Below are 17,199 nucleotides of genomic sequence, written 5' to 3'. Positions count from 1 at the left end.
AGAACCGAGGAAATACGGACACCCGGAGACAGCCATGCAGGAGCTTCTTTTCTTGCTCGCCTTGCAGATCAAGCAGCTGTTCGCCGATTTCTACCTGCAGAATGGGTTCATGCTGTCCGCGCGCAGCCGCTACCTGCATCCGGGCCGCGCACTGCATTGCCTTGTCCACATCCTTGGGACCGCACTGGTGCTGTTGGTCTTCGGTATCGGGCCGAGCGCGCTTGCCCTGATCCTGATCGGCGAATTCGTCGTCCATTACCATATCGACTGGGGCAAGGGCCGTGTGCTGGCAGAGCGGAACCTGACATCGGCCGATGCGGGATATTGGCATGCGATCGGCGTGGACCAGGCGCTTCACCAGGCGAGCTATATCGTGATCGCCGCCATCTGGTTGCTGGTACCGACCGCAGGCTGATCCCCGATGCCACAGAAATCATCGACCCGTTTCGGAATGGCCATGTAAAACCGCTCAAGACCCGGATCGACGTCATGGGAAAGCTCCAAGCAATTTGCCACGGCCCGCAGCGCGTCCTGGCCCGCGCGCAACTCCGTCAGAAGTTCCGTGTGAGCCTGCGACAGCGCATCGAAGGCAGGGCTTGAGGCAACGTGGCCATCGCCGACAACAATGTAGAGATCCGACCTTTCGGAGATCCCCTTGAGCGCGGGCGCGCCCGCCGGAAGCAGCGCGAGGCGATCACCGATCGAGGCTGCGACATCGGCGGAGACAGCGATATCGTAATCCAGCCGGCGGCAACTGCTCTCGATCCGCGCGGCGGCGTTCACAGCCTCGCCGATCACGGTATAGTTGAACCGCTGTCGCGCGCCGATATTGCCCACGCAAACCTCGCCACGCGCGCAGCCGACGGCCATGGCGATGGGCAACCGCCCTGCCCAGATCTGCCGCTCATTGAACGGCTTGAGCCGGGCCCGCATACCGAGTGCTGCCTGCGCGGCCTTGAGCGGATGATCGGGAATGTCGAGGGGCGCATTCCAGAAGGCCATGATCGCATCGCCGATGAACTTGTCGATCGTACCCTGTTGTTCGAGAATCGCCGCGCCCTGTTCGGTGAACAGCCCATTGAGAAACGACACCAGTGCCTGCGGCGGCAAACCCGCGCTCAACGGGGTGAAATCTCGGATATCGGAGAAAAGCACCGTCACCTCGCGGTTGACGCCGCCAAGTTCCAGCTTGTGCCCCCCGGCCTCGATCTCGCCCAGCACTTCGGGCGAGACGTAATAGGAGAATGACCGGCGGATCTGCCGCTTGTCCCGATCCACGACCAGAAACCGCCAGGCCAGCAGGATCGCAAAATTCGTCGCCCCGCCCAGCAACGGGAAAGTGGCATCAAAGAGGATGCCCAGGTGACGGAACGCCCACCAGCTTGTCAGGACAACCAGCAACCCCGGCGCGGCCCCCGCCAACAGCATCGCGCCGGCACCGGAGCGCCGGCAAACCAGCGTGACAGAAGCACCGAGCAGCAGGAAGGCGATCATCTCCAGCCCCGCCATCAGGTCCGAACGGCGCAGCATCTCGCCCTGCAGGATCTGTTCCACGATCTGGGCATGGATGGAAACGCCCGGCACCGTCTCTCCGAGCGCGGTGCTGCGCGTATCCAGAAGCCCGGCCGCCGAGGTTCCCACGAAAACGATATGCCCCTCCAGAAAGGGCCGCAGCAAATCCTCGTCGCCGCCCTGCAAGATGTCGCGCGCAGAGACATACATCGCCGGATCGTTCGGTCGGTAGCGCACCCAGATCTGGCCATTGGGATCGGTCGGAATCTGAAACGGCCCAAGGCCTATCAATTGCACGGCGCCGGCCAGCCCCGGCACTCCATCGAGAAAGATCGTCGTCTCGCCCAGGGCAAGCCGAAGCGCCTCCAGCGCCAGCCCCGGCATAGGGCCGGTCGGCCCCCGCCAGAGCAGCGGCACCTGGCGAATGGTGCCGGAATGCAGGCCCGGCGCGATGTTGATACCGCCAATGCCGGCCGCCGCCGCGCCAAGGGGCGGGGCAAGGGGTGTGGTCGCCGTCATTTCGAACAGCCCTGTGGCGGGTTGCTCGCCGATCTCTACCAGCCCGGCTTTCGGTGGGATGACCTCCGCCGGTTTCCCCTCCCGGGCTGCGACCCCAAGCACCACCGCGCGCCCGGACATGGCCTCCGCCAGCCGCTGGTCATTGTCGAAGGCTCCCAGCGACAGATCGCTGCCCAGCGCATCCCTGATCGCGGGGTCGCGGACAAGATTTGCAGGGGAGTAGCGATCCGGTTCGGCGAACAGAACGTCAAAGGCGACCACGGCCGCCCCGAGCGCATCGAGCCGGTCCAGCAGATCGGCAAAATAGCTACGCGGCCACGGCCATTGGCCGAATTCGGACAGCGACGCCTCGTCGATATCGACCACCCGCACCGGAAGATCCACTGCTGCGCGCGGAGACAGCGTTTGCAGGTAGTCGAAATAGGACAGCCGCAAATTGCGAAGCGGCAACGGATCGGCAACCCTGACAAGCATTGCCAGAACGATCAGGACCAGCCCGAGCAGCAGGATTTTTCTGCGTTCCGACCTGGATCGGTCCCTTTGGCTTCGCGACACGAAAAATGCCTCCTTTTTTGTCCTGAAATCGAGAAACGGGATACGCTACCGCGTGGCCGCTTTCGTGGAGCGGCGCCCATTCTTCACTGCCAATGCTTCAAACCTATCTGAGGCGAGTGCTGCTGCTCCGAAATCACGCGTTCACTCTTCAGCTTGCGCTCTCGCAGCCGCCGCAACCGTCGTCAAAATCTCCCGGCCCCGGCCCGGTTTCCGGCTCCTGTTCGGGCTCCGGTTCAGGTTCGGGCTCGGGCTCCGGCGTCGGCTCCGGTTCTGGCTCCGGTGTGGGTTCCGGCGTGGGTTCCGGCGTGGGTTCAGGTGTTGGCTCGGGGGTGGGCTGCGGTGACGGAGTCGGTTGCGGGCTCGGCGCGGGGCTTGGCTCCGGGGTCGGTTCCGGACTCGGCGCGGGATCGGCGGCGACTTCCGGCTCCGGAACCGGATCCGCATCTTCGTTCGCAACCAGCCCCGAACGGGTCCAATTGCCCCGATCGCTGCTCTCGCGCCCCTGTTCATGCAAGGGTTTGCGCGTAACCTGTTCGCAGGCCGAAACGTTGAGCCGGAAGGCCGGGTGCAAACGTTTCTGAACCGTCAGAAAGGGAAAACCATTCGCCAGGGATCGCGTCGCGCCGCGCGCCGTGCCCGGCGTACCAACGCCCCCGCCCGGCAAACTCAGCAGCGGCCGGCAGCCTTGCACACCGTCGGCGCAGGAGCCCCCGCTGCACATGCGCACCAGCCCTTGCAGCGTCACCATCGTCGTCCGCTCGCGCGCCACATGGAAATCGAAGGCAGTGCCGCGCACCCCCATGGTGGCCGTCGGCGTGGTCACCGAATAGGCCTTGTTGGCGCTGTTGCCGGAGATGAAGCGAAAGCTACCCGCCACCGCCGTCACTGCCACGCGGCTGGCGCGTTGGTTGCCGCGCATCAGGACCGCGTCCAGAACCAGACGGGAGCGCGGCCCGACAACCAGCTTGGTGCCATCGCTGAGCTGAAGTTGCACAACGCCGTTCGTCTTGGTTCGGATGACATCGCCTTGATCGAGCCCCATTCCGCGGGTGATCCGGAGATCCTTGCCGCCGGTCGTGAGCGTTGCGCCCATCCGGACATCAATCACTCTGCCGATCTGGGCGTTTGCCGAAGCTGAAAAAACCAGACAAAATATAACAACAACGGCCAATAGCCGCATAAAATTCCTTACCATTATCCTCGTCCTACTGACGCGCGGAAAGCCAAAATGCTCCCGGACCCGCGTCGATACTAATTTACACGCATGTTTTGCTCTTAAACACGGCAAGGATCGGCAATTTCACCGCCGCTTGGCAAGGATTTTTTAACCTTTTCGGATCAATTCGCGTGGCCCGCGGAGAAATTGTGCCGATCCCGCTCAGCGGGTGACCGCATGCAGAAGCGACGTCGTTCGGGCCAGCCGTCGGGCGATCAACTCCGAGATCCGCTCGGTGAGTTCCAGCGCAAGCGCCGGGTCGAAGCTGCGCAGCGCCTGCAGTTCCGCGCGCGTCACAATCCGCATCGTGCAATCCGTCTCCGCCACGACGGACGCCGTCCGCGCCCCGCCCGTCACCAGGCCGATCTCGCCAACCACGGAGCCCGGCAGGAAGGTGGCAACCCGCTCGGCCGGTGCTTCCCCATCGCGAACCGTCGCATATAGCCGGCCGGATTCGAGCACTACGAGGCTGTCGGACGGCTCTCCCATCTGGAAGAGACGATGACCGGCGGGAAACGCCTTGAGGTGAAAATCCACGGGGGCCCCGGCCGCCTCGATCCGGTTGAGAAGGCTGCGGAACCCCGCCTCGAAGACGGCAAGCCCGTGATCCTCCGCCTCTTGCATGGCGCGAAGCAGCGAGGCCTCTTCCAACGCGATCAGGGCATCATCGAGCGTGGGAAAGAATGCGGTCTCGCCATGTTCGATCCCGAGCGCGATATGGGCATTGGTTCCTTTCGAGAGGCCGGCGAAGATCACACCCACTCCGCGCCGCTGCGCCTGACGCGCCAGGCGGTCGAACATGTAGATCGCCGAGACATCCAAACCCTGCACCCGGCGCAGGTCGATCACGAGATTACGGACCGGAATGCCGGCCTTCAGGCAGCGTTCCACTTCCCGGTCGACCCTCGTGTAGAGCGTGTTGGCTGTGCCGAAGAACATGTAGCCCTGCGCCTCGAAGATGAGCGTTTCGTGACCATGATCCACGAGCCAACGGGTTGCCCGGTCGGAACGCTCCGTGGATGAGAGCTTCATCGCGCCTGTGACGGAACTGCGCAGCACCGGAAGCCGCGAATAGGCGACCGTGAAACGCATCGAGGCCACGACAACCCCCGCCACCACCGCGAGGCCGAAACCGGCCAGGAGCGTGACCACGAGGATCAACCACACGATGAGGTAATCCTCCCGCGGCAGGCGCGCGCGTTCGTCGACGAGCCAGCGGCGCAGGAAGCCCAGCCCCAGATAGGCCAGAAGCAGTGCAAAGAGGCTGCGCGGAAACAGGTTGAACAGCGCAGGCCCCGCCGCCAGGGCCGCCACGACAACAGCCGCCGCCGTCACCGCGACGAGCCGGCCGGGCGGCGCGCGCAGGCCCGTGGCCAGTTGGGTCAGCGTCGCGGACTGGTAGCCGACCAGCCCGCCCACCAGGCCGACGCAAAGGTTGCTGAACCCCGCGACCCGCATTTCTTCGTCCAGCTCCATCGGCTCGCCACTGGAAAACTCGATGGCCGGGAGGTTCAGCAGCGCGCCCAGCGCCGCAAGCAATGCCGCGGTTCCGATCAGCGGGTATTGTTGCAGAACCGCCGACAAGTCCGCCTGCCGGAGCGTTGCGATGCTCAGCGGCCAACCGCCCGCACCTGACACTGGCGCAACATCCATCAGGAGACCGCCCGCGCTCGCCTCGGCCAGGCTCATTCCGGACAGGTAGATCCCGCCATGAACGACCGCGATGACGCAAAGGGCGCCCGCCATGAGCACCGAGGCAGGTTTCAACCACCGTTCAGCCGCCAACATCGCGATGGCCAGAAGCAAAGGCGGCGACCATTGACGAATGGCGTCAGCAGCGAGCAATTCCCCGATCTTGCCTGAATTGACCCCGCTGCCGAATTCCAGCGCCCGAAGCACCAGCAGGAAGCCGGTCGCCGCAAGAAAGCCGCCCACGACCGGATACGGCACGGATTTTGCGATCTGCCCAAGGCGCGCAAGGCCGATCAGCAACATGAAGGCGCCGGTCAGCACCGCCGTAACCGCGAGCAGGACAAGGATCGAGGCGAAGGCGACCTCCGGCTCCTGCCCGACAGGTCCGGCAACGATCTCGGCCGATGCCAGGCCAACCACGATCGCGACCGCGCTCTGGGGTTGCCACATCGTGCCGAGGAATGGCCGGCGCAGACAGGCTGTCAGCGCGGTGATCAGCGCGCCAAGCAACGCAACCTTGATACCCTGGCCGACAAGCCCCTGCACCGTGGCGTCGCCGAAGACGATATAGGCGAAGGAGAGGGCAAAGAGGGACACCAGACACCCCGCCAGGATTCCGGCCCCGATCTCGGGAAAAAGCGCCGTAACACGGCGAGTTTCAGCAATATTCTTCATAAAAAGCGGACAGGTAATCTCTTCGGTCCATTTCCGTCTATCCACCGCAACCCATTCGGGCAAGGCAGAAGGGAAAGCGGCCTTCCGGTGTGAACCGGAAGATCACCTGTCGCAGCAGCGCTACCAGTCGGCACCGGATGTTGGCGAGACCACCTTGCGATTGCCCAGGTTCCGCCCCGGTCGTTTCGTCCGCCCGCTGCCTTCCCGGTTCGTGATCCAGCGGCATTGGTAGGGCGCAAAGACGATCTCGCCGCTAGACGGAGAGATCTCTTCCCGGGAGATCAGGTCCAGCCAGTTCTCGCCGCCGATCAAGTTGATCGAATGCACGGGCATGCGGATTTCCTGATCGGTCATGTTGTGAATGGCAAACATCGACTGGGCGCGGTCGAGGCTCTGGCGCCAGAAGCCGAAAAGCTCCTCGCCCAGATGCAGCGTGAACTGGGTCGCGTTCGGGTGGAACGCCTTCTGCTTCACCCGTATCCCGATCCGCTGCTTCATCGCTTCCAGCACGCGCGACTGCGTGCTCTCGCTGTCGGCGAGCTTCTCTCGCAGCTCGTCATAATCCCAGCGATGGCGGTTGATCGCCCGGTTGACCCCTGTCTTCTCCACGCCTTCCCGGTCATTCGGCGTGCCAAGCAGGGCGTGGATATAGAAGGCCGGCAAGCCTTCCAGCGCCATGACGATGGTCTGCGAACACAGGAACCGTTCCAGCTGCCATTCGTCCTCGCCCTTGGTCGTACCTTTCATGGCGTCGAACCAGGTGATGTTCAGCTCATAGGGCTTCTGCGTGCCGTCCGACATGGACCGCATGGAGACCAGCCCACCGAAAGAGCGGACCGCATCGACAATCTCGTCGGTCTCTTCCGGACTGAGCAACCCCTCGACCGGGCGCATGCCGATGCCATCATGGCTGGCCGTGAAGTTGAGATAGGCACATCCCATCTGGGCCGGCGGCATGGCCATCTGCCAGCGGTTCAATTCTCGTGCCGTCCCGTTCAGCAGCGCATGCAGGATCAGCGGCGGCAGCGAGAAGTTATAGATCGCATGCGCCTCGTTCATATTGCCGAAATAGGAGAGGTTTTCGGTATTGGGCACATTGGTCTCGGTCAGCAGCACGACCCGTTCGTCAGCATAGTCGATCAGCAGCCGCATCAGGCGCACGATGGCGTGGGTCTGTGGCAGGTGGATGCAGTTGGTGCCGATCTGCTTCCAGATGAAGGCCACGGCATCGAGCCGGATGATCCGCACGCCATTGTCGATATGCAGCCGCATCACGCGCAGGAATTCGAGCAGCACTTCGGGGTTGGTGAAATCGAGATCCACCTGGTCGTGGCTGAAGGTACACCACACATAGCGCTCGCCCATCGCGGTATCGACCTTGCGCAACAGCGGCGAGGTGCGCGGGCGCACGACCTCGCTCAGGTCGTCATCGGGCGAGGCCTCGAAGAAGAACTTGTCGAAGGGCGGGTGCCCCTGCCGGTATTCCTGGAACCATGTCGAGAAGCTGGAGACATGGTTCAACACCAGGTCCGACATCAGCTTGAACTCTTCGGCGATGCGGGTGATGTCCGACCAGCTTCCAAGCGCGCTGTTGACCGCCCGGTAATCGGTCACCGCGAAGCCGTCATCCGAGGTGAACGGGAAGAAAGGCAGGATATGCACGCCGCTGATCACACCGGCGACATTCTGCTCCAGAAAATGCCGCAACAGGTCCAACGGTTTGTGCACGCCATCGACAATAGAATTGCCATAGGTGATGACGAGCGTATCGGTCTCGTCCCACATGTTGTTGCCCGGCGGCCGCGCGCGCGTGCGGTACACGGTTCCTTCCGGCCAGAAGGCTTCGAGGATCTCCTGACGCAGCGCGGGAATATCGCTCTGCGGATAAATCTGGTCCAGCAGCGTGTCGAGTTTGGCAGCAAATTGTTTGGCGGCTTTGGTCATGTCGGCGCTCTCCGGGTCGTTCCAACAGTGATGCGGTCAAATCGAAACCGGTTTCAAGCACGAAGAGCATGCATTTCCGACCAGCCGGGTTGCACCAGCGGAAACTGCCCGGAAATCGGGCGCTATGGGAACAGGTTTCGGAGCATAGGATGTCCCGCCGTCCGAAACGGGCATCAGGTTGGGTCAGTAGGCGAATGCCTGGCCAGGCATGTTTTCGGAGACATGCCACAGCCGTTCCGCCGCCTCCGCGTAGATCGCCCAACTGCCCACGCCATCGCCGAAGCCATCCGCGTCATTGGCCGGCCAGATCCCGCAATCGGCCAGGAACGCTCCGCCCTTTCCGGCAAGCTCGGGTGCCGTGGCTGCATTCGACCTGCTGTCAGAAAGCCCCAACGCCGCCGATCTCGTCGAAGGTTTCAACCAGATCAGCCAGGAAGAAATCGCCTCCTCCCATTCGCAGGTCCGGGCCCTGATCGCCACGATCCTTCAGCCCTACACCCCCGAGATCGAGGCGAACGGCCTGACGACGGGCTCACGGATTTCGTCCAGCGGATGGTCAAGGCGTCGAAAAGCGCGGCGACAGACCGGGCGCATCTGCTCGAGATGCTCCAGACCCTGAAAACCGCGACCCTCAAGCTCGCGGGCGTGGCATAGGCGCATTGAAAACCCGGCCCATCGCAGGGAGCCGGGTCTCGTTCATACGGCCACAGGCAATCAATCGGGAATGTTGCCGGCAGCGATCAGCTTGTCGGCAAAGGCCGCGAAGGACTCGCGCCAAGCTGCTTCAAGCTCCGGCGTCAGCCGTTCGCCCGTCGTTGCCCGCAATGTATCGATCAGCGCTTCCTGCATAGGCTCGAAATGGGTTTTGTGAATTCCCAATGTCGAGTGCAGCTTGCCAAGTTCGGCATAATCGACGGAAGGCTCGCCGGGATGCTCCATATCGGCCAGGATCAGGCCAAGCGTGTTCATGAAGCGCATCCCCTGCGCTCTCAGATCCTCGCGGAACAAACCGCGTAACTCCGGCGCACGTTCGAAGAGCGCTTCGTAGAATTGTAACGATGTTGGCTCGAGATACGGACGCAGTTCATCGAAACTCTCCCGGACACTCTTGATCACCTGTGCAGATGGCGGCATGGGTATCTCCTACTTGGCTCTTTTGGCCTCCCCGGCCGGACATTGTCATGTATTTCCGGGAACGGAATTGATTCAACGCAAACTGCGACGTTAATGCGCGACCCGGGGCAAGCGCCACCGGCCACGTCAAGGCCCAAATCCCGCGCCCGAATGGCTTGCCTCGGAGCACTCCCTTCGGCGACAGATCCCGCCTCCACCACGAGCAAGCTCCTCACGGGGCTTGGATTCTGGTGCCTGCCCACTATGTATTCGAAAACGGGAATATTCAGGGAGCGGACAGATGGGCGCCAGCCTCAAACTCACCTGCCACGAGTGTGGCACCACGAACCGCGTCCCTGCCGAGAAACTTGGCGCGGGTCCGAAATGCGGCACTTGCGGCGCGAAATTGATCGATGGCAAGGTACGGGAGATGAGTTTCCGAGACGCCGAAAAATCGGTCCGGACGGACGATCTTCCCCTCGTGGTGGATTTCTGGGCGCCATGGTGCGGTCCGTGCCGCCAGATGGCGCCGCAATTCGCGCAAGTCGCCCGTGCCCTGCGCGGCACGGCGCGTTTTGCCAAGGTCGATACTCAGAGCAACCCCGACGCCACCGTGCGCTACAACATCCGCGGAATCCCTTTGCTGATCCTGTTCCAGGACGGGCGCGAAGTGGCGCGTCTATCGGGCGCACGTCCTGCCGGACAAATCGAGACTTTCATTCGCGAAAACATCACGCAGCCCGCTTGACAACCGGCACAGGTTGAGCGATTTGAAGGCCCTCGTGGGGCCGTAGCTCAGTTGGGAGAGCGCGTCGTTCGCAATGACGAGGTCGTCGGTTCGATCCCGATCGGCTCCACCATAATTTCTGCAAGCACTGACAAGATGTTGCACGCGCAACACGCAATGCCGTGAAGTGCGGGTGCATCGCTCCGTCACTCCTATGTCACTCGAACGCCCCGGCGAAGGGAGCAAGCGAAGTGGCAACAATCAGGAAGCGCGGCGGCAAGTGGCAAGCCATCGTCAGACGGAGTAGCAAAACACGAAGCAAGTCGTTCACCCTGCGATCCGATGCGACGAAGTGGGCACGAGAAACCGAACAGCAAGCAGAGCGATAGGGGGTGTACCAAACCAATGCGCCAGTTCCCGACGTGATGACACTCGGACAGGTTCTCGAACGCTTTGACTGACCGGGTAAAAGAAGACCAGTCTCTGACGAGGCGGATTGCACACCAAAATTCCTGCAAGAGTTCGCGACCCACTCCCAATGGCAGCGCTGACACTCAGGGTGAACCTAATCAAATTGAAAATTCATTTTTCGTAATTTGTATGATGCGCCTCGCAGAATCCGCTTTCAGCAGGCAACGAAAATTTCAGGGATCTATTCAGCTAAATATCTGAACATTCTATTGAACTTGAATGACTCATTCCGCCATAAAGGCAGCGCTGCCCTTATTGATGGATGAGTCGCCCCTCGTTGCGAAGGTGGATATCACGCCAATCAATCCGGACAGTCAGAGGAAACCAGATGACATCGGCGACGCCTGCAAAAAACAAAACACTGTGTATGCTTCACACCGTCCATGGCCTGATTCCTGTTATCGAACCGCTTAGAACACGCGAACTGCCGGACTGGACCCACTTCAACATCGTTGACGAAAGCCTGCTGAAGAACACCATCCGCGATGGCGCTCTCTCACATTCAACCATGCGACGCGTGTTTGGCCATGTCGCCTCCGCAGTCGAGGCCGGCGCGGGCGCCGTTCTGGTCACCTGCTCGTCTCTGGGCGCGGCGACAGAGGCGCTCCGGCCCTTTTTCCGCGAAACACTGATACGGATCGACGAGGGCATGGCGATAAAGGCCGTCACCGAACATCGCCGTATCGGAGTTCTTGCGACCCTTCCCACCACACTTGCACCAACCACCGCCTTGATCCGATCCACCGCCGAAGCTCGAAGCGCCACTGACCGGCAGATCAGCAGCAGTCTCTGCGAGGGCGCCTTTGCGAAACTCGCGGAAGGCGACGCAGACAGCCATGATCGGATGGTGGCGGATGCCATTGCCGAGCTTGCCGCCAATGTCGATGTGGTTCTGCTTGCTCAGGCTTCGATGGCGCGCGCCTGGGACAATTATGGCGATGCGGCTATCCGCGTCCCCGTCCTTACAAGCCCTGAACTCGGAATGATCCATCTGGGCCGCGTACTGAAGTCCTGACGTTGCCTGCCAGCAAGTTTTCGGAGGAAACAACTATGAAATACAGAACACTCGGACGCACGGGCCTGAAAGTCTCGGTGATCACCATGGGCACGTTTTCCTTCGGTGGACGCGGCGATTTCGCGATGGTCGGAAACCAGGGGGTGGACGAGGCACGGCGGCTTGTGGATTTGTGCATCGACAATGGGGTCAATCTCTTCGACACCGCCAACATGTACTCGCTCGGTCGCGCCGAAGAGATCCTCGGCGAAGTTCTGGATGGCCGACGGAACGACGTTCTGGTCACGTCGAAAGCCCGGATGAGGATCGGCGAGGGGCCCAATGACGAGGGCTATTCGCGTTATCATTTGATCCGCGAATGCGAGCGCAGCCTGAAGCGGCTTCGCACCGACCATATTGACATATACTATATGCATGAATGGGACGGAAAAACGCCCGTGGACGAAATGCTGGCCGCGCTCGACACGCTCGTGAGCCAAGGCAAGGTCCGCTACACCGGCTGCTCGAACTTCTCCGGCTGGCATGTGATGAAATCGCTGGCGGCAAGCGAGCGCGACCGTCGCCCACGTTTCGCAACACAGCAGATTCACTATACGCTGGAAGCCCGCGAGGCGGAGTATGAGTTGCTGCCAATTGCGGTTGATCAGGGGTTGGGCGTGCTGATCTGGAGCCCGCTGGCGGCCGGGTTGCTCACCGGCAAGCATCGGCGCGGCCAGGAAACACCGGAGGGTACACGGCAATTCGCCGGCTGGACCGAGCCGCCGATCCGCGATGTCGAGCGCCTGTGGGATATCGTGGAGGTGCTGGTCGCAGTCGGAGAGCGTCATGGCGTTTCGGCGGCGCAAGTCGCGCTGGCCTGGCTGCTGGAACGACCAGCCATCAGTTCGCTGGTGGTAGGCGGCCGCAACGAAGAGCAGTTCCGCGACAATTTCGCGGCCGTGGAACTCGAACTGACCGACCAGGACCGTGCCGAATTGCACGCTGTCAGCAAACTGCCATTCATCTACCCCTACTGGCACCAGCGCAACTTCGCCAAAGACAGCTTCTGCGAAGCGGATCTGGCGCTGCATGCCGATTATGCCGAAGAATGACGCGTCCGGGCACAAGCGCCGTCGCAACATTTCCTGAAAACGCCAACGCCCCCGGCCTTTACTTGCCGGGGGCGTTGGCGTTTTTGCAATCTGGCGCGCCGGTTATTAACTCAGGAGGCGCGGACGGCCTTGAGACCGCCCTGTGCCCCGAGACTGAACCCGTAGGGCAACCATCTTGTCTTGGACTACGGGGTCCGCTCAGCCAACCGGATCGCGGAACTTGGAAATTGCGTTCCAGTCCTTGTCGCCATAGCCCTGCTCGACCGCCGTGGCGAAGCGCTCCGCGAGAATGTCGCCAAAGGGTAGCGAGGTTCCGGAATGCTGCGCCAGATCGCGCGCCAGACCAATATCCTTGCCGCCAAGCGCGAGCCGGAAGCCCGGTGGGTCGAAAGCTTCATCGAGAATGATCCGCCCGTAGTTCTGATGGATGACGGAGGCGAAGATCGAGTCGCTCATCATCTCGTGGAACAGTCGCGGGTCGGTCCCCGAGCGTCTCAATACGTCGAAAGCCTCGCTCATAGCCTCGATGGCCGAGGCGATGACGAAGTTCCCGGCGATCTTCACGTGAACAGCGGATTCGGGCGCGTCGCCGAACTCCTTCAGCAATTGAGACACATCGGCCAGCACGTCCTTTGCCGCAGCGCGTCCCGCCTCAGGCCCGGACAGGGCAACCCAAAGCTTGCCGTCCTCTGCCGCAACCGGACGTCCGAAGACCGGCGCCGAGACGAAATACGTCGGCCCGGAAGCCGCAACCATTTCGGTGACCACCTCCGGAGAGACCGTCGACATGGAGATATGTGTTCCCCCCTCGGGCAGACCCGCGGCAATTCCGTTCGGGCCGGTCGTCACGTCGCGCACCGCCTGGTCATTGGCCACCGAGGTGATGACTCGCCCCACAGAAGCAGCTTCCGCCGGTGTTTTCGCTCGGCTCGCGCCTTCGATGCTGTCGAAGGCATCCAGATCTTCCGGAACAAGGTTCCAAAGCGTGACCTCCCAACCTTGCGACAAAAGCCGCCTTGCGATCGCGCCACCCATGGCACCGACACCCACGATCCCGACTTTCTTGTTCATGAAGACATCCTTTCCTGTGACATCCGCTGCCGGATGAGCCCATACGTGCCACCAGCCTGGATGATCTGCTGCACGCGAGCTGAACATCTCTTCATCCGGACCTGACTCGGAATACGGCGTATCGGCAGGCCCCGCCCTGGTACACACCAGACTACTCGGCCCGAAGTCACGCGGAAATCCAAGGGCAATCGGACTGCCAAGGAATGCCCGCGTGATTCTGTCGCGTGATTGCGGTCCGCCAGTCTAGCAGCAGGTCTCCATACTTCTTCCAGTTGAAGTAGCCGGCCTGGCTGGTCCCCGCCTCGCGGCAGATTTCTGAAACCGGCGTGCCTTGCTCGCCCTGCTTCACGATAAACGCCTTTTGCGCCTCCGGGACCTTAGATGCCTTCATGCAATTCCACGCATCTCCCAGCCCAGAAATCTCAGCGGAAAACTCCAACTCCAAACGGTCCAGCTCTCAGGGAGCAACGCACGAGCGGTGGTGTGCGCCGCTCGCGCCATCCGAGTGATAGATCGCGGCCAGTTCCGGCACACCCTACGGCTTCTGACATTGCAAGAAACGGAAACACCCCCGCCGGTTGTTGCGGGGGTGTTTCTGTGTAGGAGTGACACCTCGCCCGTGCGTCCTGTGATGCGCGAATTCCGACCATATCGGCCTGGTCAGCGTATCCCCGGAACCGTGGGAGCCCCTATCACGCGCCGGCGAAGCCGAGCTGAACTTTGACGGCTGCCGTTCTGTCGCTAGCCAGTTCGATGGCCTGCTTTGCATCCTCAAGTGGAAATGTGTGGGTGATCATCGGACGCAGGTCGATGGAGCGGCTGTTGATCAGCGAGACAGCCTCCGCGAATTCCGGATGGAAACGGTGCGTGCCGCGGATCTCGATTTCCTTGCTGACGATGGAGTTGATCGGCAGCGGCAAGTCACCACTTACACCGACCTGAACGAGAATTCCGCAGGGGTGCAGCGCGTCGATGGCCGAACGGATCGCCGGTTCGGCGGCGGTGCATTCGAAACAGACGTCGAAATGCCCCTTCTCTGCCGAAAATTCCTTTATCCGGTCGCCATTGGTGACGACATTGATCGTCTCGGTCGCGCCCATCTGTGCGGCAACGGCGAGAGGGACGTCCTGAAGATCGGTCACCACGATTTCCGAAGCGCCGGCCTCGGCCGCGAGCGCCGCGCAGAGCACGCCAATCGGGCCGGATCCCGTGACCAGAACCGATTTCCCCATGAGGTCCCCGGCCTTGCTGCGCGCATGGACACAGACAGAGAGCGGCTCGGAACAGGCTGCCTCGCCGATGGTGATCCCGTCACCGACCTTGTGACATTGCGCGGCACCGATCGCGATGCGGTCGCGGAACAGGCCCTGTTCATGCGGCATACGCAGCGCGGACCCCTTGAAGCGCATCTCCAGGCAGTGGTTAAACATGCCCTGCCGACAGTATTTGCAGCTCCCGCAGGGATGCGAAGGGTTCATTGCAACGCGATCCCCTACCGCAAGACCCTCCACGCCCGCGCCAAGCTCGATCACGGTGCCGGCGGCCTCGTGCCCGAGGATGATCGGTTCGCGGACCCGGATCACGCCGATACCGCCCTGGGAGTAGTAATGCTGGTCCGACCCGCAGATCCCTCCAGCCCCGACTGCGACGAGGACTTCTCCAGCGGCGGGGCCTTCGACGGGAATTTCCTCGATGCGGAGGTCTTTCTGGCCGTGAAGACGGCAAACGCGAGTTTTCATGGGCAGCTCCTATGGCATGAGCACGGACGGCAGCCAGGTGGCAAGCGGCGAGTAGAAGGAGACCGCGAGCAGCACGAGGATGTTCGTCAGAAGGAAGGGGAAGATCGCGCGGACGACCGGTGTCAGCTGTAGCTTGGCGATGCCGGCGCAGACGAAGAGGCAGACGCCGACGGGCGGCGTGGTCAGCCCGATCATCAGGTTGAGCACCGCGAAAGTGGCGAAATGCAACGGCTCGATGCCGACGGCCTCCGCAAGGCTCAGAAGCGGTACGAACAGGATGATCAAGGCCGCGATCGTCTCCATGAACATGCCGACGAAGAGCAGCAGCACGTTGATGATCAGGATCACCAGGATCCGGCTGTCGGTCATCGAGAGCACTGCGTTGGCGATGGCCTGCGGGATCTGCTCGGAGACGAGGATCCAGCCGAAGACATTGGCGAAGCCGACCAGCGCCAGGATGGCGGCGGAGGAGATACCGCTCTCGATCAGGACATGCGGCAACTCCCGCACCGGCAGTTCGCGATAGACGAAGGCGCCGACGATGAAGGCGTAGACGGAGGCGACAACGGCGGTCTCGGTTGGCGTGGCGAGCCCCGACAGCAGGCCGTAGATGATCAGGCCGGTCATGGCGAGCGCCCAGAAGGCATGGGCGAAGGAGCCCACCACCTCGCCGACGCCTTGCCATTCCTGGCGCGGGAAGTTCTTGCGCACCGAGATGATGTAGCAGGTCACCATCATGGCGAGCCCCATCAGGATGCCCGGCACGGCACCGGCCATGAACATCTTGCCGACGGAAATGCCCGAGAGAGCGCCGACGATGATCATTGGCACGGAGGGCGGAATGATCGGCCCGACAGTGGAGGAGGCCGCGGTGACAGCGGCGGAGAAATCGGCCGGGTAGCCGGCTTTCTTCATGCCGGGGATCATCACACCGCCGATGGAGGCCGCATCGGCCACGGCGGTTCCGGTGATGCCGCCAAAGAGCATGGAGGCCGCGATGTTGGTCAGGCCAAGCCCGCCGCGGATCCAGCCGACAAGGGCGTTGGCGAAGCGGATGATGCGATTGGTGATGCCGCCGCGGTTCATCAAGTTCCCGGCAAGGATGAAGCCGGGGATGGAGAGCAGCACGAAGACATCCATGCCGGCATAGATCTTCTGCGGCATGACCACGAGCGGAATGCCGGACATCAGGAGATAGACGGCCGAGGAAAGGCCTAGCGTCACGGCGACGGGAACGCCAATGACCAGCCCGCTGATGAAGACGGCGAAGAGAACCCAGACTTCCATGGTCTCAACCCTCCTTTTGCTTGAGAGGAATGCCGTCATCGCCGGCAAAGAGCATCTGGACGACGCGTAGCAATGCAAAGACGCAGAGCAGCACCAGCAGAAGCGTCACGGTGAAATGGACCATGTCCATCCTCAGCCCGAGCGCGGGCGAGGTCTGCATTTTTCCGATGGAGGTGAACTTCCACGAATAGGGAATGAGGATCAACGCCAGCGCCCCGGTCAGAGCCGCCGAGACGAGCCGCAGCACCCAGGGCAGCGGCGCGGGAAGATTTTCGCACACGACGTCCACATTGACGAGATCGCCGGAGCGCAGCGACAGCCCGACCCCGAACGCGGCGAGATAGAGAAGAGCGAAGCGGGTGAGTTCCTCGGTCCAGACCGGCGAGGAGCCGATTGTCCGGCCAACGACCTGGATGAGAACGACGACGATAAGCGTGGCGAAGGAGACACCAACGCCGATCATGCAGATCGCGGCCAAAAGCTTCGTGAGCCGGTCCAGAAATGCCATGGTTTCGATTGTCCTGAGAGGTAGGGAGAGCAACGGCGCCCGTAGGCGCCGTTGCAGTGCAGGG

14 protein-coding genes, 1 tRNA gene and 1 pseudogene are annotated in these 17,199 nt (G+C 62.1%); 5 read left to right on the top strand and 11 right to left on the bottom strand.

Annotated elements, in window-relative coordinates:
• Positions 1 to 34: 34 nt before the first annotated feature.
• Positions 35 to 415: a DUF3307 domain-containing protein gene (locus tag AX756_RS14275; protein WP_068312659.1), complete on the top strand. Its 381-nt coding sequence runs from the start codon at positions 35 to 37 to the stop codon at positions 413 to 415.
• Here AX756_RS14275 and AX756_RS14270 read toward each other — a convergent pair.
• The 6 genes from AX756_RS14270 to AX756_RS14245 all read right to left on the bottom strand — a co-directional run bounded on the left by AX756_RS14270 (position 367) and on the right by AX756_RS14245 (position 9,247).
• A complete protein-coding gene (locus AX756_RS14270) occupies positions 367 to 2,586 on the bottom strand; it encodes a CHASE2 domain-containing protein (RefSeq protein WP_068312656.1) in 2,220 nt (739 codons plus the stop codon). The genes AX756_RS14275 and AX756_RS14270 overlap by 49 nt on opposite strands.
• 148 nt (positions 2,587 to 2,734) lie before the next feature.
• Complete coding sequence (locus tag AX756_RS14265) at positions 2,735 to 3,679, bottom strand: FecR family protein (protein ID WP_068312653.1); 945 nt, start codon at positions 3,677 to 3,679, stop codon at positions 2,735 to 2,737.
• Between the two features lie 285 nt (positions 3,680 to 3,964).
• Complete coding sequence (locus AX756_RS14260; RefSeq protein ID WP_068312650.1) at positions 3,965 to 6,169, bottom strand: cyclic nucleotide-binding domain-containing protein; 2,205 nt, start codon at positions 6,167 to 6,169, stop codon at positions 3,965 to 3,967.
• Between the two features lie 120 nt (positions 6,170 to 6,289).
• Positions 6,290 to 8,113 carry a sugar phosphorylase gene (locus AX756_RS14255; RefSeq protein WP_082739112.1) on the bottom strand — a complete coding sequence of 608 codons (1,824 nt, stop codon included), beginning with the start codon at positions 8,111 to 8,113 and terminating at the stop codon, positions 6,290 to 6,292.
• 183 nt (positions 8,114 to 8,296) lie between these two features.
• Positions 8,297 to 8,593, bottom strand: a complete 297-nt coding sequence (locus tag AX756_RS14250) for a hypothetical protein (protein ID WP_068312647.1) — start codon at positions 8,591 to 8,593, stop codon at positions 8,297 to 8,299.
• 234 nt (positions 8,594 to 8,827) lie between these two features.
• Positions 8,828 to 9,247 carry a globin domain-containing protein gene (locus AX756_RS14245; protein ID WP_068312644.1) on the bottom strand — a complete coding sequence of 140 codons (420 nt, stop codon included), beginning with the start codon at positions 9,245 to 9,247 and terminating at the stop codon, positions 8,828 to 8,830.
• A gap of 280 nt (positions 9,248 to 9,527) precedes the next feature.
• Between AX756_RS14245 and trxC the strand changes: the two genes are divergently transcribed.
• From trxC to AX756_RS14225, 4 genes are all read left to right on the top strand, one after another.
• On the top strand, positions 9,528 to 9,974 hold the full coding sequence (trxC, locus tag AX756_RS14240) for a thioredoxin TrxC (RefSeq protein ID WP_068312641.1): 447 nt from the start codon (positions 9,528 to 9,530) through the stop codon (positions 9,972 to 9,974).
• A 36-nt stretch (positions 9,975 to 10,010) separates the two neighbouring features.
• Positions 10,011 to 10,086, top strand: a tRNA-Ala gene (locus AX756_RS14235).
• A 705-nt stretch (positions 10,087 to 10,791) separates the two neighbouring features.
• On the top strand, positions 10,792 to 11,439 hold the full coding sequence (locus AX756_RS14230; protein ID WP_231701064.1) for an aspartate/glutamate racemase family protein: 648 nt from the start codon (positions 10,792 to 10,794) through the stop codon (positions 11,437 to 11,439).
• A gap of 35 nt (positions 11,440 to 11,474) precedes the next feature.
• Positions 11,475 to 12,530, top strand: a complete 1,056-nt coding sequence (locus AX756_RS14225) for an aldo/keto reductase (protein ID WP_068312635.1) — start codon at positions 11,475 to 11,477, stop codon at positions 12,528 to 12,530.
• Between the two features lie 198 nt (positions 12,531 to 12,728).
• Here AX756_RS14225 and AX756_RS14220 read toward each other — a convergent pair whose 3' ends face one another.
• From AX756_RS14220 to AX756_RS14200, 5 genes and pseudogenes are all read right to left on the bottom strand, one after another.
• Positions 12,729 to 13,601, bottom strand: a complete 873-nt coding sequence (locus AX756_RS14220) for an NAD(P)-dependent oxidoreductase (protein WP_068312632.1) — start codon at positions 13,599 to 13,601, stop codon at positions 12,729 to 12,731.
• A gap of 262 nt (positions 13,602 to 13,863) precedes the next feature.
• Positions 13,864 to 13,992 (bottom strand): annotated as a pseudogene (locus AX756_RS14215) (transposase); the annotation flags it as partial.
• 301 nt (positions 13,993 to 14,293) lie between these two features.
• Positions 14,294 to 15,340, bottom strand: coding sequence for an L-idonate 5-dehydrogenase (locus AX756_RS14210; RefSeq protein ID WP_068312629.1), 1,047 nt, complete (start codon positions 15,338 to 15,340; stop codon positions 14,294 to 14,296).
• 9 nt (positions 15,341 to 15,349) lie between these two features.
• The gene (locus AX756_RS14205; protein WP_068312626.1) at positions 15,350 to 16,627 is read right to left on the bottom strand and encodes a TRAP transporter large permease; all 1,278 of its coding nucleotides are present in this window, start codon (positions 16,625 to 16,627) and stop codon (positions 15,350 to 15,352) included.
• 4 nt (positions 16,628 to 16,631) lie between these two features.
• Entirely contained in the window at positions 16,632 to 17,135 is a 504-nt protein-coding gene (locus tag AX756_RS14200) for a TRAP transporter small permease (RefSeq protein WP_194247550.1), read from the bottom strand.
• Positions 17,136 to 17,199 lie beyond the last annotated feature (64 nt).

Origin of the sequence: Aliiruegeria sabulilitoris (assembly GCF_001558155.1) — a bacterium.
Lineage (GTDB): Bacteria > Pseudomonadota > Alphaproteobacteria > Rhodobacterales > Rhodobacteraceae > Tropicimonas > Tropicimonas sabulilitoris.
Note: the sequence above shows the minus strand (reverse complement) of the source record. Positions and strands in the feature narration are given on the sequence as shown.

Coding starts and splice junctions, on each gene's coding strand:
- AX756_RS14200 (WP_194247550.1), bottom strand. CDS start 17,135: ATGGCATTTCTGGACCGGCTCACGAAGCTTTTGGCCGCGATCTGCATG.
- AX756_RS14225 (WP_068312635.1), top strand. CDS start 11,475: ATGAAATACAGAACACTCGGACGCACGGGCCTGAAAGTCTCGGTGATC.
- AX756_RS14265 (WP_068312653.1), bottom strand. CDS start 3,679: ATGGGCGCAACGCTCACGACCGGCGGCAAGGATCTCCGGATCACCCGC.
- AX756_RS14220 (WP_068312632.1), bottom strand. CDS start 13,601: ATGAACAAGAAAGTCGGGATCGTGGGTGTCGGTGCCATGGGTGGCGCG.
- AX756_RS14205 (WP_068312626.1), bottom strand. CDS start 16,627: ATGGAAGTCTGGGTTCTCTTCGCCGTCTTCATCAGCGGGCTGGTCATT.
- AX756_RS14255 (WP_082739112.1), bottom strand. CDS start 8,113: ATGACCAAAGCCGCCAAACAATTTGCTGCCAAACTCGACACGCTGCTG.
- AX756_RS14210 (WP_068312629.1), bottom strand. CDS start 15,340: ATGAAAACTCGCGTTTGCCGTCTTCACGGCCAGAAAGACCTCCGCATC.
- AX756_RS14245 (WP_068312644.1), bottom strand. CDS start 9,247: ATGCCGCCATCTGCACAGGTGATCAAGAGTGTCCGGGAGAGTTTCGAT.
- AX756_RS14275 (WP_068312659.1), top strand. CDS start 35: ATGCAGGAGCTTCTTTTCTTGCTCGCCTTGCAGATCAAGCAGCTGTTC.
- AX756_RS14260 (WP_068312650.1), bottom strand. CDS start 6,169: ATGAAGAATATTGCTGAAACTCGCCGTGTTACGGCGCTTTTTCCCGAG.
- AX756_RS14230 (WP_231701064.1), top strand. CDS start 10,792: ATGCTTCACACCGTCCATGGCCTGATTCCTGTTATCGAACCGCTTAGA.
- trxC (WP_068312641.1), top strand. CDS start 9,528: ATGGGCGCCAGCCTCAAACTCACCTGCCACGAGTGTGGCACCACGAAC.